The organism is Ruegeria sp. CF1 (genome assembly GCF_056537445.1).
The window spans coordinates 149,381-162,721 of the sequence record NZ_JBQFRN010000010.1; the positions used below are offsets into that span (position 1 = coordinate 149,381).

At 57.0% G+C, this 13,341-nt stretch carries 11 protein-coding genes and 1 tRNA gene; 7 read left to right on the plus strand and 5 right to left on the minus strand.

The window, feature by feature from the left end; genetic code table 11:
- Nucleotides 1-12: 12 nt before the first annotated feature.
- Nucleotides 13-963: a sugar ABC transporter substrate-binding protein gene (locus tag ACRZ96_RS16755; protein WP_170395010.1), complete on the minus strand. Its 951-nt coding sequence runs from the start codon at nt 961-963 to the stop codon at nt 13-15.
- A gap of 187 nt (nt 964-1,150) precedes the next feature.
- Here ACRZ96_RS16755 and ACRZ96_RS16760 point away from each other — a divergent pair, with 187 nt between their 5' ends.
- Nucleotides 1,151-2,155 carry a LacI family DNA-binding transcriptional regulator gene (locus tag ACRZ96_RS16760; RefSeq protein ID WP_170395012.1) on the plus strand — a complete coding sequence of 335 codons (1,005 nt, stop codon included), beginning with the start codon at nt 1,151-1,153 and terminating at the stop codon, nt 2,153-2,155.
- On the opposite strand, the gene ACRZ96_RS16765 is transcribed toward ACRZ96_RS16760, so the two are convergent.
- The 3 genes from ACRZ96_RS16765 to ACRZ96_RS16775 are packed head-to-tail and all read right to left on the minus strand — an operon-like array spanning nt 2,152 to nt 5,315.
- Complete coding sequence (locus tag ACRZ96_RS16765) at nt 2,152-3,285, minus strand: Gfo/Idh/MocA family protein (RefSeq protein ID WP_480706587.1); 1,134 nt, start codon at nt 3,283-3,285, stop codon at nt 2,152-2,154. The genes ACRZ96_RS16760 and ACRZ96_RS16765 overlap by 4 nt on opposite strands.
- 13 nt (nt 3,286-3,298) lie before the next feature.
- Nucleotides 3,299-4,192 carry a sugar phosphate isomerase/epimerase family protein gene (locus tag ACRZ96_RS16770; protein WP_170515248.1) on the minus strand — a complete coding sequence of 298 codons (894 nt, stop codon included), beginning with the start codon at nt 4,190-4,192 and terminating at the stop codon, nt 3,299-3,301.
- A 19-nt stretch (nt 4,193-4,211) separates the two neighbouring features.
- Nucleotides 4,212-5,315, minus strand: coding sequence for a Gfo/Idh/MocA family protein (locus tag ACRZ96_RS16775; RefSeq protein ID WP_170395018.1), 1,104 nt, complete (start codon nt 5,313-5,315; stop codon nt 4,212-4,214).
- A gap of 129 nt (nt 5,316-5,444) precedes the next feature.
- Between ACRZ96_RS16775 and iolD the strand changes: the two genes are divergently transcribed.
- Genes iolD through iolG form a run of 6 tightly spaced genes read left to right on the plus strand, consistent with a single transcriptional unit; the run spans nt 5,445 to nt 11,814 of the window.
- A complete protein-coding gene (gene iolD / locus ACRZ96_RS16780) occupies nt 5,445-7,313 on the plus strand; it encodes a 3D-(3,5/4)-trihydroxycyclohexane-1,2-dione acylhydrolase (decyclizing) (RefSeq protein WP_480814854.1) in 1,869 nt (622 codons plus the stop codon).
- A complete protein-coding gene (locus ACRZ96_RS16785) occupies nt 7,313-8,152 on the plus strand; it encodes a phytanoyl-CoA dioxygenase family protein (RefSeq protein WP_170395022.1) in 840 nt (279 codons plus the stop codon). The genes iolD and ACRZ96_RS16785 overlap by 1 nt, the downstream gene beginning before the upstream one ends.
- Nucleotides 8,149-9,126, plus strand: a complete 978-nt coding sequence (gene iolC, locus ACRZ96_RS16790; RefSeq protein WP_480814855.1) for a 5-dehydro-2-deoxygluconokinase — start codon at nt 8,149-8,151, stop codon at nt 9,124-9,126. Before ACRZ96_RS16785 ends, iolC begins: the two co-directional genes overlap by 4 nt.
- 12 nt (nt 9,127-9,138) lie before the next feature.
- Nucleotides 9,139-9,996 carry a 5-deoxy-glucuronate isomerase gene (locus tag ACRZ96_RS16795; protein WP_170395026.1) on the plus strand — a complete coding sequence of 286 codons (858 nt, stop codon included), beginning with the start codon at nt 9,139-9,141 and terminating at the stop codon, nt 9,994-9,996.
- Nucleotides 9,993-10,823: a class II fructose-bisphosphate aldolase gene (locus ACRZ96_RS16800; protein ID WP_480814856.1), complete on the plus strand. Its 831-nt coding sequence runs from the start codon at nt 9,993-9,995 to the stop codon at nt 10,821-10,823. The genes ACRZ96_RS16795 and ACRZ96_RS16800 overlap by 4 nt, the downstream gene beginning before the upstream one ends.
- Nucleotide 10,824: 1 nt before the next feature.
- Entirely contained in the window at nt 10,825-11,814 is a 990-nt protein-coding gene (iolG, locus tag ACRZ96_RS16805; protein ID WP_480814857.1) for an inositol 2-dehydrogenase, read from the plus strand.
- Between the two features lie 1,436 nt (nt 11,815-13,250).
- Here iolG and ACRZ96_RS16810 read toward each other — a convergent pair.
- Nucleotides 13,251-13,327: transfer RNA gene (locus ACRZ96_RS16810), tRNA-Met, on the minus strand.
- Nucleotides 13,328-13,341: the final 14 nt, after the last annotated feature.

Sequence of the window (13,341 nt, forward strand, 5' to 3'; positions counted from 1 at the left end):
GCGCTGTAAGAATCAGCGGTACTCGCCAGCAAATTCTTCGATCTTGGTCAGACCATCAGCAGTTACGAAGCCGGGACCCGAATTGATGTTGTTGCCCGGCAAAACGCCATAGCGGTGGTAGTTGGTCATCACAACAACCGGCAGGTAAGCCTGCAGGAAGGGCTGCTGATCAATTCCCCACTGGATCACGCCAGACTTGATGCCTTTGACAATCTCACCACCCAGATCGAAGGTGCCGAAATAGATGTCACCGGCCATACCATTTTCTTCCAGCGCCAGAATTGTCGGATCAGCCGAGGTTGGACCCAGTGTCAGAACCGCATCAGTATCCGGGTTCGCCGACAGATAGGCCAGCACGCGGTTCTTGATCTCGGCTGGGTCCTGGCCGGCGTCGATCATCTGATCCCCCAGTTCAATGCCCAAGCCGTCTGCAAAGCCCTGACAACGTTCCTGGCTTGAGGGCTGAACGATATAGTGGTTCACACAAAGGAACGAGCCGATGCCGTCACCCTTGGCGCGCTGGCCTGCAGCAAATCCGGCATCATATTCGGGCTGCCCCACATACATCAGGGCACCAACTTCCCGGGCCTGATCCGGCGTACCAGTGTTCATGATGATGACATCAACGCCCGCATCGACCGCTGATTTGATCGGTCCGCTCAACACATCATAATCCGCCAACGTGGTAATGATCCCGTTCGGACCCGAAGCAGCCGCCTGATCGATAATCCGCGCCATATCAGCAAGGTCGCCAGTGGGCGGATTGCGGTATTCGACTTCGACACCCATCTGGTCGCCTGCCAGCGCGATGCCGTTCTTGATCGTGTTCCACCAGCTGTCGCTGTCTGGCGCGTGGCTGACCAGAATGTATTTCTCACCTTCCGCCGCAGCGCCCGTGGCTGCGATCAGAGGCGTCGCAGCTACCGCCGCCGCCAGCGCCAACTTCTTCGTCAGTGAAGTCATGATGTCCTCCCAAAACTCATGTTATCGCGGATTGAGGCAGTCCTTCGCACCTCTCCGACTCGAGTTAGAGCATATCTGTCAAAATTTTGCAACCGGTTGCAAACGGTGTCAGATGTGTTTCATACTGTATCTGCCAAAGAATACAGGTAAAAGGACTGCCACTAAACGCAGGAAGGTCAGACGGATCATGGCTGTCACATTGAAAGAGGTTGCAGAACGCGCCGGCGTTTCACGCTCGGCGGTGTCGCGCACTTTCACCGATGGGGCCTCGGTTTCCGACAAGATGCGCCGAAAAGTCGAGAAGGCCGCGCGTGAGCTGGGATACAGCCCAAATGCACTGGCTTCATCTCTGACCACAGGCCGAACTAAGCTGATCGGACTGGTCTCGAACAACTTCCACAACCCGATATTTCTTGAAGTTTTCGACCTCTTTACCAGGGGGCTGCAGGACCGAGGCCTGCGCCCATTGCTGGTGAATCTGACCGACGAGGTTGAACCCGAAAATTCGGTACGAATGCTGCGCCAATATTCGGTCGATGGCGTTGTCGTAGCGTCGTCGACCTTACCGCCCGGGTTCGCAAAAGCGTTTCGGGATGCTGGCGTACCAGTGGTGCACAGCTTTGGCCGGTCATCCTCTTCACCGCAGGTTCATGTGGTCGGGATTGACAATGTGGAATGCGGACGCATGGCGGCCCGCGAGCTGGTCGCGCGTGGTTATACGAAAGTAGCCTTTCTAGGCGGACCCGAAGCGGCGACCTCGACCCAGGATCGCCATGCAGGCTTCATGTCAGAGATGGCCCGGCATCCTAGCATTGATGTGACCTGCTCGTTTGCTGAGGCTTACTCATTCGATGCAGGTCGTCAGGAAATGCTACGCTTGCTCCAATCTGAGCGGGCTGATGCATATTTCTGCGGCGATGACGTGTTGTCCATCGGGGTGTTGTCCGCAATTCTGGATAGTGGCCTAAAGGTGCCCGAAGACATCGGCATCATCGGCCTGAACGACATGGAAATGGCACGGTGGGAGAATATTGATCTCACCACCATCCATCAGCCGATCCGGCAAATCGTGAGTTCCTCGATCGAGCTAATGGTGGCAACCCTGAACGAACCCGACCGATATCCGGAGGCGCGGATATTCCCATGTTCGGTGGTGGAACGGGGCACATTGCGCCCCGTATCTGAGAGTTAACGAAACATCGGTGGCCGGGCATCCATCCACGCGCTGCCCTTTTTCGCCGACTCGACCGCTGTATGCACAGCCGCCATCGACCGCACGCCGTCTGCCGCATTTGGCAAGCCGTCGCGGGTTTCCCCGGCAATAGCATCTGCGAGATCGCAATAGATATTCGCAACCGCCAACGGGAACCCTTCGGGATGCGCAATCGCCACCCGGCTGAGTCGCTGCGCGTCTTCATGCAGCCCGCCTTCGCCTTTTTCTATGATCTGCAGGCGACCACCAACAGGCGTGTAGATAAGCTGGTTCGGCTGCTCCGACGCCCATCGCAGACCGCCGGTTTCTCCGAACACCTGAATGTCGAACCCGTGCTGCCGACCGATGGCGACCGAAGAGGTCCATAACCGGCCAACAGCGCCTTTTGTCGTGCGGAAGTTGACCATGGCATCATCTTCAAGTTCACGGCTGCCAATGGTTGAAGCAAAATCTGCAGACAGGGTCTCGACCTCATCATCCGCAATGAATCCGGCCATGTGCATCGCGTGGATACCGCAATCAGCGAACTGCCCGGAAACACCCGCCATCGCAGGATCATAGCGCCAGCGCACGCGTGGATTGTCAGCATCAGTGGCGTCTCCGTGATGGCCGTGACTGAAATTGGTAACGACCAGACGGATTTTGCCGATCTCACCTGCGCGCACCATCGCGCGAGCCTGACGCACCATCGGATAAGCCGAGTAACAGTAGTTTACCGCGCAAATCTTCCCTGATTTCTCGGCGACTTTGACAATCTCTTCGCCCTCTTCCACCGTCATGGTCATGGGCTTTTCGCACAGCACGTTGAACCCGGCCTCAAGGTACGCTTTGGTGATCTCGAAATGCGTCGCATTTGGAGTGGCTACAGTGACCAGATCAATCCGATCCTCGCGCCCGCGCTCACCTTCCAGCATCTCGGTCCAGTCGCCGTAGGCTCGGTCTGCCGCGATACCCAATCGTTGGGCGTATTCGCGACCAATGTCAGGCCTGTGATCCAGCGCTCCGGCGGTGAATTGGAAATGCCCGTCCGCCAGCGCCCCCAACCGGTGCGCCGGTCCGATCTGGCTACCTTCGCCGCCTCCGATCATGCCCCATTTCAGCTTGGTCATGGTCTGGACCTCCTTAACTGAAACCAATTGATTCAAGGTATTCACGATTCTTCCGCGCGTCCCCTACAGGATCAGGGTCGAGCGTTGGGTCGCAATCCTGCTCGACCGTGCACCATCCTGTGAAACCAGCGTCCAGCAGCACCTGGCGAACGGTCGGAAAGTCCACGTCGCCGTCGCCCAGATTGCAGAAAATCCCCTGCCCGCAAGCATCATAGAAGCCCGTCCGATTGGCAATTACATCCGCTTTCACTGTCGGAGAGATATCCTTGAAGTGCATGTACGAGATCCGATCAACGTAGCGCTTCATGAAGCCGACCGGATCGAACCCGGCATAAGAGTGATGCCCCGTATCGAAGCAAATTTTAAGAAGGCTTTCATCGACCTCGTCCAGCAAACGGATAAGTTCAGGTTCAAAGTCCATGAAGCCCGCAGCATGAGCGTGCATCCCAACGGTCAGCCCGTATTCCTCGGACCCGATCCGCGCGCTTTCAGAAATCCGATCCCGGAACGCCGTCCACTCGGCCTTGTCCATCTGCTCAGCCTCATCGGCGCGACCAGCGGTTGGCGCGCGGCGGGGTGAGATCGCATCGATCAGCACCATGTGCTGCGCCCCATGCGCTTTCAATGCGCGAGCGGTGCGGTGGGTGGCGTCCAGCACGTCTTCCCACGCGTCGGGGTCGTGATAGTTGCGGAACACAACGCCGCCGATCAGTTCAAGATCATGCTCGGCCAGCGCATCGGCCAGCACCGCAGGGTCTTCGGGCATGAAACCCACCGGGCCGAGTTCGATACCCTTATACCCGGCCGCAGCGCATTCGCTGAGAACGGTTTTCCAATGCGGATTGCGCGGGTCCTGCGCAAATTCCACGCCCCAGGAACAGGGCGCATTGCCAATTCTGATGCTCATCTTGTCTTGTCTCCGATGCTCAGAAATCTTCGATATTTTTCCAGCTTTCATCCGCTGACGATGCCAATGCCGCAGCGACGACCCGGTTGACCTCATGCCCGTCGTGGAAGGTCGGCCAGACCGGTTTACCTGTCTCGATCGCGCGCAGGAAATCTCGCGCCTCGATGATGATCTGATCCTGATAGCCCGTGCCATGGCCCGGCCCTTGACAGAACGGCTCATAGTCCGGGTGCGCAGGGCCGGTCAGGATCTTACGAAAGCCACGCTCAGCTTCGGGACCCTCCATACGGTAGAGCCACAAAACGTTCTGGTCTTCCTGATCAAAGCGGATCGCACCCTTGGTGCCACTGATCTCATAGGCATAGCCCATCTTGCGCCCAGTCGCGATTCGACTGATATAGATCGATCCCATTGCTCCGTTCGCGAACCGCACCATCATCTGAGCGTGGTCGTCATTGTCAACTTCGCCACCCGGGCGGCTATTGTGCACGGTTTCGACCTCGGCCATCACGCGTGAAATCGGGCCGATCAAAGCCAGTGCGGCATTGATCATATGAGGCGCAAGATCACCCATCGTTCCGTTCGACATTCCTGTTGTACGCCAGGTTGCCGGGGCTTGAGGGTGCGCGTAGAAATCTTCGGTATGCTCACCCCGAAACCATGTGATGTCGCCGATCTCTCCTTCGGCTATCAGAGCGCGAGCGTATTGGCTGGCCGGGGTGCGGATATAGTTGAAACCAACCATGTTGGCCAAGCCCGAGGCCTCGGCCGCTGCTGACATCGCCGCACCATCCTCCAGCGACGCGCCCAAAGGCTTTTCACACAGCACCGGTTTGCCCAGCGCAAACGCTGCCTGAGCGATCTCGCGATGTGTTTCCGGAGGCGTGGCGATCACAACGGCCTCGACCTTCGGGTCGTTCACCAACACACGCCAGTCATCCGTCGAGCGCGCGAATCCATAGGCCTGACGATACCGCTCAGCGCTTTCCGGTGACGAGGCGCACACCATCTCTAACCGTGGTCGCAAGGCCGTGTTGAACACCGCCCCAACCGAGGACATGGCGACCGCATGAGCCTTGCCCATATATCCGCCGCCTAGAATGCCAATGCCGATCTCTGCCATTCCGACGTCCTCCCTCGCTTTTTCTTGAAAACCATTTGCAACCGGTTGCAAAACTTGTATCGTGAGAATAGGACTCTCGCAAGCTGCATTCGGCACTGCATCATAATTTTCCTAAAGGAGCCCGCAGACATGTCCGCGCAACACGAAACTGTTTACCTGACAACGGCGCAGGCGATCATTCGCTGGCTGTCGAACCAATTTATAGAGATCGATGGTCAGGAATATCGCCTATGTGGCGGGGGCTTCGGGATTTTTGGTCATGGCAATGTGACCTGCCTGGGCGAGGCACTGAATACTGTCCGGGATGAGCTGCCGTTGTATCGCGGACAGAATGAACAGAGCATGGGATTCGCCGCCGCAGGCTATGCCAAGCAGTGGCTGCGTCAGCGATTCATGTTCTGCACCGCTAGCGCAGGCCCCGGCACTGCGAATCTGTTGACTGCTGCTGGACTGGCCCATGCGAACCGGCTGCCAATGCTGATGTTGTGCGGGGACACGTTCATCACCCGCTTACCGGATCCGGTTCTGCAGCAGATGGAGAATTACTATGACCCGACGTTTGGTGTGAATGACGCCTTCAAACCGGTCAGCCGCTATTGGGATCGCATCACGCATCCGGCACAGGTCATTCAATCTCTGCCCGCCGCTATAGCGACAATGCTGGACCCGGGCGATTGCGGGCCGGCGTTCCTTGGGTTGCCACAGGATGTGCAGGGTTGGACCTATGACTACCCGGTGAAGTTCTTTGAAAAAAAAGTGCATCGCATTCGCCGCCAATCTCCCGATGCTCATGAAATCACCGATGCCGCTACCGCGTTGGCCGGCGCGAAACGCCCGATGATCATCGCGGGTGGGGGCGTGCAGTATTCCAAAGCCGTGACCGATTTGACCGAATTCGCCGAAAAGTTTCAGATTCCGGTCGTCGAAACCATCGCGGGCCGCGCCAATATGCTGGCGACCCATCCGCTGAACATTGGCCCGATTGGCGTCACTGGATCGGACAGTGCCAACGCAATTGCGGAACAAGCCGATGTGATTGTCGCCGTCGGGACGCGCTTGCAGGATTTCACAACCGGCTCGTGGACTGCCTTTGCCAAGGACGCTCAGTTCATCTCGATCAATGCTGCGCGGCATGATGCGGGTAAGCACATGTCCTTGCCAGTTGTTGGGGATGCCAAGCTGTCGATTCAGGCTCTAACACAGGCTGTTGACTATACCGCCCCGCCCGACTGGGTGGCTCTGGCACAAGTCGAACGGCGCAAGTGGGATGCCTACGTGGCCGAAAATGTGTCTTACGGGAACCGCCCAAACTCCTACGCGCAAGCCATCGGCGTTGTGAACGAGCTTTGCGACCCGCGTGACCGTGTGGTCGCCGCTGCCGGAGGTTTGCCCGCCGAGGTCACTGCCAATTGGCGCACGCTGGATATTGGCACCGTTGATGTCGAGTTCGGATTCTCCTGCATGGGCTATGAGATCGCGGGCGCTTGGGGCGCGCGCATTGCCCAATCTGAGCGTGAGCCGGATAAGGACACGATTACCTTCTGCGGTGATGGCTCATATCTGATGCTGAACTCGGACATCTATTCCTCGGTTCTGAGCCGTAAGAAGATGATTGTTCTGGTGCTGGACAATGGCGGTTTTGCAGTCATCAACAAGCTGCAGAACAACACAGGCAACGAAAGCTTCAACAACCTGCTGGAAGACTGCCCCACCATCCCCGAAGCCTTTGGCGTTGATTTCGCGGCCCACGCGGCCTCGATGGGGGCCACCAGCGAAAAGGTCGCGAACCCGGCGGAACTGGCCGAAGCGTTCAAGCGCGCCAAGGCCAGCGATAAGACTTATGTGATTGTGATGAACGTGGACGCCTATGAAGGCTGGACCACTGAAGGCCATGCATGGTGGGAGGTTGGAACACCCCACACTTCGGCTGACGAGAGGGTTCGTGATGCCCATGTCGAATGGGAATCGACCCGCGAAAAACAACGCAAGGGCATCTGATGAAACGGTTCAAGGCAGAAACGGCTGACCCAGACGTCATTGTGGATGAATTGCTGAACGGTGATGGAGTCGTCGCAATCTCGGGCCTTTTCACCCCTGAAGAGATCGCCGAGGCACGTGCCATCGTCATGGCCGAATCCGAAACGGCGGCCGAGAAAGTGACCCATTTCCAAGGCGCTGCGGAAGAAGATGGCAAACTGAACCTGCAGCGGCGGGTCTGGAACCTGTTGGCCAAGGGCGACGTGTTTTCACGCATGGCTGCACATCCGGTTCTGATGAAGATCCTCCGCAAGTTTCTGGGGACCGAGTTCATCATGGGCTCGATCGCTGCCAATCGCATCCTGCCGGGCGGGCCGGGGCAGGAGCCGCATGTCGACTATCCCTATTGGGACTTTCACAGCCCCGAAACGCATCCCGTCGGTCTGAATGGATCATTTCCAATGAATGCACAGGTCTCGGTTTTGCTGGACCCGTTCACCAAGGAAAGCGGCGCGACCGGCTATGTACCCGGATCGCAGAAAGAGCTTCGTTATCCCACGCCCGAAGACAAGTTCTATGACAAATGCGAGCAGATGACCGGTGAGCCTGGCGATGTTGCTCTGTTCTATGGCGTGACGTGGCATTGCGCGATGCCGAACAAAGCGGATCACGACCGCAGCGCGATCCTGATCCAGTATCTGCCCAAATGGGTTAAACCGATGGAAGATATGCCCGCTGCGCTACCGCAGGATTTCCTTGATCAGGCAAGTCCCGATCTGCGGCAGTTGCTGGGCCTGAATTATCCCTACCCCGAGGTGCTGGATGCCGCGCGGGCAGGCAATACCGAGGGGCGCACGTGACTCTGATCGAAGGTATAAAAGGTAACCGCTTTGCCGTGTTCGGCAGGGCCGGAATGGACATGTTTGCGGATCCGGTCGGAACCAAAAGCGAAGACGCACAAGTGTTTCGCGCCGATCTGGGCGGATCAAGCGCCAATATCTGCGCCGGACTGGTGAAGCTGGGATCGCAAGCGGCGCTGGTCACCTCGGTCTCGGATGATGCCGTGGGGCGGTTTTGTGTGAACCGGCTGCGGGACTATGGCGTTGAAACGAGATATGTCCGAGCTGTGGGTGGCGAGGCGCGTACGTCCTTGGCTGTCTACGAAAGTTGCATTGAAGACTTTCAGAATGTCATCTACCGCAACGGCGCCGCTGATTTCCAGGTAACCGAGGCGGATATGGATGAGGTCGACTACAGCGCCTTCTCAGCCCTGATCACGGCGGGCACGGTGTTTGCTGCGGAACCCTCACGCTCGGCCACCTTCCGCGCGTTTGAAAATGCGCGCGCCTCAGGCCTGCCGGTGATTTTCGACATCGATTATCGCCCCTATAGTTGGCCATCACCCGAAGTCGCCTCAGAGGTTCTGACCCGCGCAGGGAATGAAAGCAATCTGATCGTAGGCAATGATGAAGAGTTCGGCTTTATGGCGGGCGGCATCGAAAAAGGTTTAGACAAGGCCCGCGAATTGGCGGCCAACGGCAAGATGGTGATCTACAAGATGGGCCATGAGGGGGCCATTACGCTGGCAGACGGGCAAGAGGTCCGCACCGGCATCTACCCCGTTACCGCCGTGAAGCCCAACGGCGCAGGCGACAGTTTTCTGGCCGGACTGCTGGCCTCGATCGCTGCGGGGCATGACCTGCGCGATGCGGTGCTGCGCGGTTCGGCCTGCGCGTCGATCGTCGTGTCGAAACCCGGCTGCGCCGGGGCCATGCCGACGACGCCCGAACTTGACGAATTTCTGGCCCAACACCCGGGCCCAACCGATACCTGAAAGGAGCCGCAGATGCATATCGCGCCCCATGACAACCAGAACAAACCTATCGTCGATGCCGACCATGATCTGGTGCCGCTAAACTATTTCAACATCGTCAAACTGAAAAAGGGCGAGGTGTTCGAATATGCCGTACCGGGCTATGAGACCTGCATCGTGCCCGCCACCGGTACCGTGGATGTCGATGTGGACGGCGCGATCTATACCAACCTTGGCAACCGCACCATCGACGTCTGGGATGGCGAGCCCGAGGGCGTATACGTTCCCGTCGGCGCCAAGGTTCGAATAACCTGCATGACGGATGAAACCGAAACCTTCATCGCGGGCGCAAAATTCGACCGTGTGCTTGAACCCTTTGATGTCCGCGTACCCGAGCTGGATCTGGTGCAGTATGGATCGGACGACACCAAAACCCATCGAAAGATCAAACACATTCTGGGCGCGAACCATCACGACAAGGTCGGCCGCTTGCTGGTGTCTGAACTTTATACCGTGGGTCAGGGCGGCTGGTCCGGCTTTCCCAGCCACAAACATGACACCGACCGCAAAAGCGACGATGGCGAAATGATCGAAACCCGCCATGACGAAACCTATAATTTCCGCTTCCGGCCCAACTATGGTTCTGGCGTCCAGATGCTGCAGCGCGAAGACAACAAGCCGGGTGATGCCTATCACATCATGGATGGCTCGACGATCCTGCTGGACAAGGGCTATCACCCCTGCGCAGTTTTGCCGGGGTATGAAATGTACTATTTCACCATCCTCGGCGGGCTCAGTCAGCGCTCGCTGAAGCAGTATTTCCAACCGACCCATGCAGCCCAGCTGCATACGATCCCGGGCATTATGGACATGGTGGCCAAGTTCAAATGAGCCTTGTGACATTATCGGACGTGCTGCAACCCGCGCTGCGCGACGGCTATGCCGTGGCCGGGTTGGTGACGCTGGGCTGGGAGGACATGCGTGCCTACGTGGTCGCTGCCGAAGCCGAAGGCGTGCCCATCATTCTGCAAGCCGGACCGTCCTGCCGTGAACACACGCCGCTGCCGGTTCTGGGTAAGATGTTCCGCCATCTGGCCGAAGGTGCCAGCGTGCCCGTCGTGGCGCATCTGGACCATGGCTACACCTATGACGAATGCCACATCGCCATCGACAGCGGCTTCACCTCTGTCATGTTTGACGGCTCACGCAAGCCTTTGGAACAGAATATCGCCGAGACCGCTGCAATTGCCGAGATGGCCCATGCCGCTGGTGTCTCTTGCGAGGGGGAAATCGGTTTTGTCGGCTATTCGGGTGGTGAAGGTTCGGACGGAACCGACCCGGCGGAAGCTGCGCAATTCGCCCGAGAGACCGGCGTGGATGCAATGGCGATCTCGGTCGGCAACGTCCACTTGCAGCAGAACAAAGAGGGCGGTCTGGACGAGGCCCAAATCCGCGCCATCGAAGCCGTGACCGATATACCTCTGGTGATCCATGGCGGCTCGGGCGTGCCGGTTGCGCAACGTGCTGCGCTGGCGCGCGGATCGAAAATCTGCAAATTTAACATCGGGACCGAGCTACGAATGGCCTTTGGGAATGCCCTGCGAACGGCCGTGAATGCCGATCCGGACAGGTTCGACCGCGTTCAAATACTGAAAGATACACATGAACCGGTGGTCGAGGCGACGTGCCGAGTACTGAAAGCGTTCAAAGGGGCATGACATGCTGAATATTGGGCTATTGGGATGCGGGCGGATCGGTCAGGTTCATGCGCGCTCGATCGGGCAGATTGATGGCGCACGGGTGAGCGCAGTGGCGGACGCATTCACAGAACCGGCTCAGATGCTGGCCGACAAAACTGGCGCACAGATCCTGTCGGCGGACGAACTGATCGAAAGCAAAGATGTCGATGCTGTCGTCATCGGCACTCCGACCGACACCCACTACGATCTGATCCATAAAGCGGCGAATGCCGGCAAAGCGATCTTCTGCGAAAAGCCAGTGGACATGTCCGCTGACCGCATCCGCGATTGCATCAAAGTGGTCGAAGCCACCGGCGTGCCCTTCATGACGGCCTTCAACCGCCGCTTTGATCCGAGCTTTGCCAATATTCAATCCCGCATCGCCGAAGATGAGATCGGCGCGGTCGAAATTGTTACCATTCTGTCCCGCGACCCCTCGCCGCCACCGATCAGCTATATCGAAAGCTCGGGTGGGTTGTTCCGCGATATGATGATCCATGACTTGGATATGGCACGTTTCTTGCTGGGCGAAGAACCTATCAGCGTTTACGCTGTTGGATCATCGCTCGTCGATCCCGAGATCGGCAAAGCCGGAGACATCGACACCGCAGCCGTAACCCTGACGACGGCCAGTGGCAAGATTTGCCAGATCTCCAACTCGCGCCGCGCCAGCTACGGCTATGATCAGCGCATCGAGGTGCATGGTGAAAAAGGCATGTTGAGGGCTGAAAACATGCTGGAAAACGCCGTTGAAGTCGCGACTCCGTCAGGTTTCCGCAAAGCCCCCGCACAGCATTTCTTTCTTGAACGCTATGAGGGCGCCTATCAGGCCGAGATGGCCCACTTCGTTGCCGCCGTGTCCGGATCAGGACAGCTTGCGCCCGGTATCATCGATGGGCTGCGCGCGCAGGTTCTGGCCGATGCAGCAGATGCATCCCTGAAACAGGGCACCGTCATCAACCTCATATAATGCTTTGGGAAACTGAATGAGGGTCAAGGTACGACGCGCCAAACTCGTACCCCCTCAAGAAATCATCAGACATCTTCTAGGCGCGCCGTATCGTTTTGGTATCTGGGCGAGATGTCCGGAATGTGTCTGAAAGATTAATTTTCCCAACTACGGGGAACCCCCAATATACGGGCCTACACGCATCGCATAACCTGAGCTCAACGGACCACTTTCACTGATCCGTGTATCCCCTTCAGAGGGGTTGGCTCGACCCCCTCGCCAACCCCTCTGCTAGGTGGAATGTGAGGCGACGCTTTCAATCTAATACCGCCACCGCGTGATTTGGACGAAGCGGGCTTGTTTTCGGGCCCTAGACCTGTTCACTTTGGGTGACGACGGTGTCAACGATGAACGAAAAAGAAGTACATGGTGTTTCTTTAATTTTTTAGTTTCAATGTCTTACTACAAAGCCACCGACACCCCGAGAGAACAGTTGTCACGAGCGCGACAACATGCGCCTAAAGGCCCTACAACTTTGCGGTGCTACATTAGATCGCTGAAACAAGCGCATTCACGGCTCCGGCAAAACCAGCCACTGCCACAACACTTGCCAAAATGACGCAAAGGATTTCCAACGCACTAAGTTTCATATCGGCCCCCACCGGAATGCTGCACCCGGCATAGAGCAAGTCTTGAAAGGCGAAAAGTGAGCTTATGTTTACGTTGCGGAAACTTGCTATCCAGGTAGCGCTTACTTGCTCAGATACCGCTCTCAGGACGTTAGTTGGGGTCGTTCTGATGGCATTTCTATCTTGACCTGTTGCACCTCTGCATCGCCGATTGCACATCATTCGGCGCGCAACGATCAATGGAAAGATACCTGAAACTGCGCCCATAGAAACTAATGGCGCTGTCGAGGTACACCATAACTACACCCAGATGCGCGATACAAAAGGTTTGAACGCGCATTGTATCAACGCCACCGAGAATGCGCTTCATTCATTGGACGATCAGAAGATTGCTCGTGGGGCGGCATATCGAACTAGGTAACCCCCTCAAATCCAGTTGGAAAAACTAGAAAGTGCTAAAAATAAAGACATGCCGCCCTCTGTGCCAGGATGGCATTATGGCAAAAATGTGTCCACGGCTAAATTCGAAACTCTTAGTTCGTGAATTGGAAACAAGATGTTTCGGAAAGATCCTCGGGACTACGGAAAAACCTGCACTTCGAAAGCGTCCAGTGACGAAAGTTTGAATTTAACTGATAACTCTACTACATTGCTCACTCTTCTAAGAGGCATGCTGACAAGCGGATCGTCGTTGTCTTTTTGTCCATCTCAGTAGAGACTACGATACTACGACCTTCATGTTATGAGCCTGACGAGGTTTGATCGTTAAGCAATTGATCGGGTTGATCAATTGTAGTCCGCACGGGCTGTGTTTGGATTTTCTAAAGTTGGTTGCGGGAGCAGGATTTGAACCTGCGACCTTCAGGTTATGAGCCTGACGAGCTACCGGGCTGCTCCATCCCGCGACACTTTAAGTGAC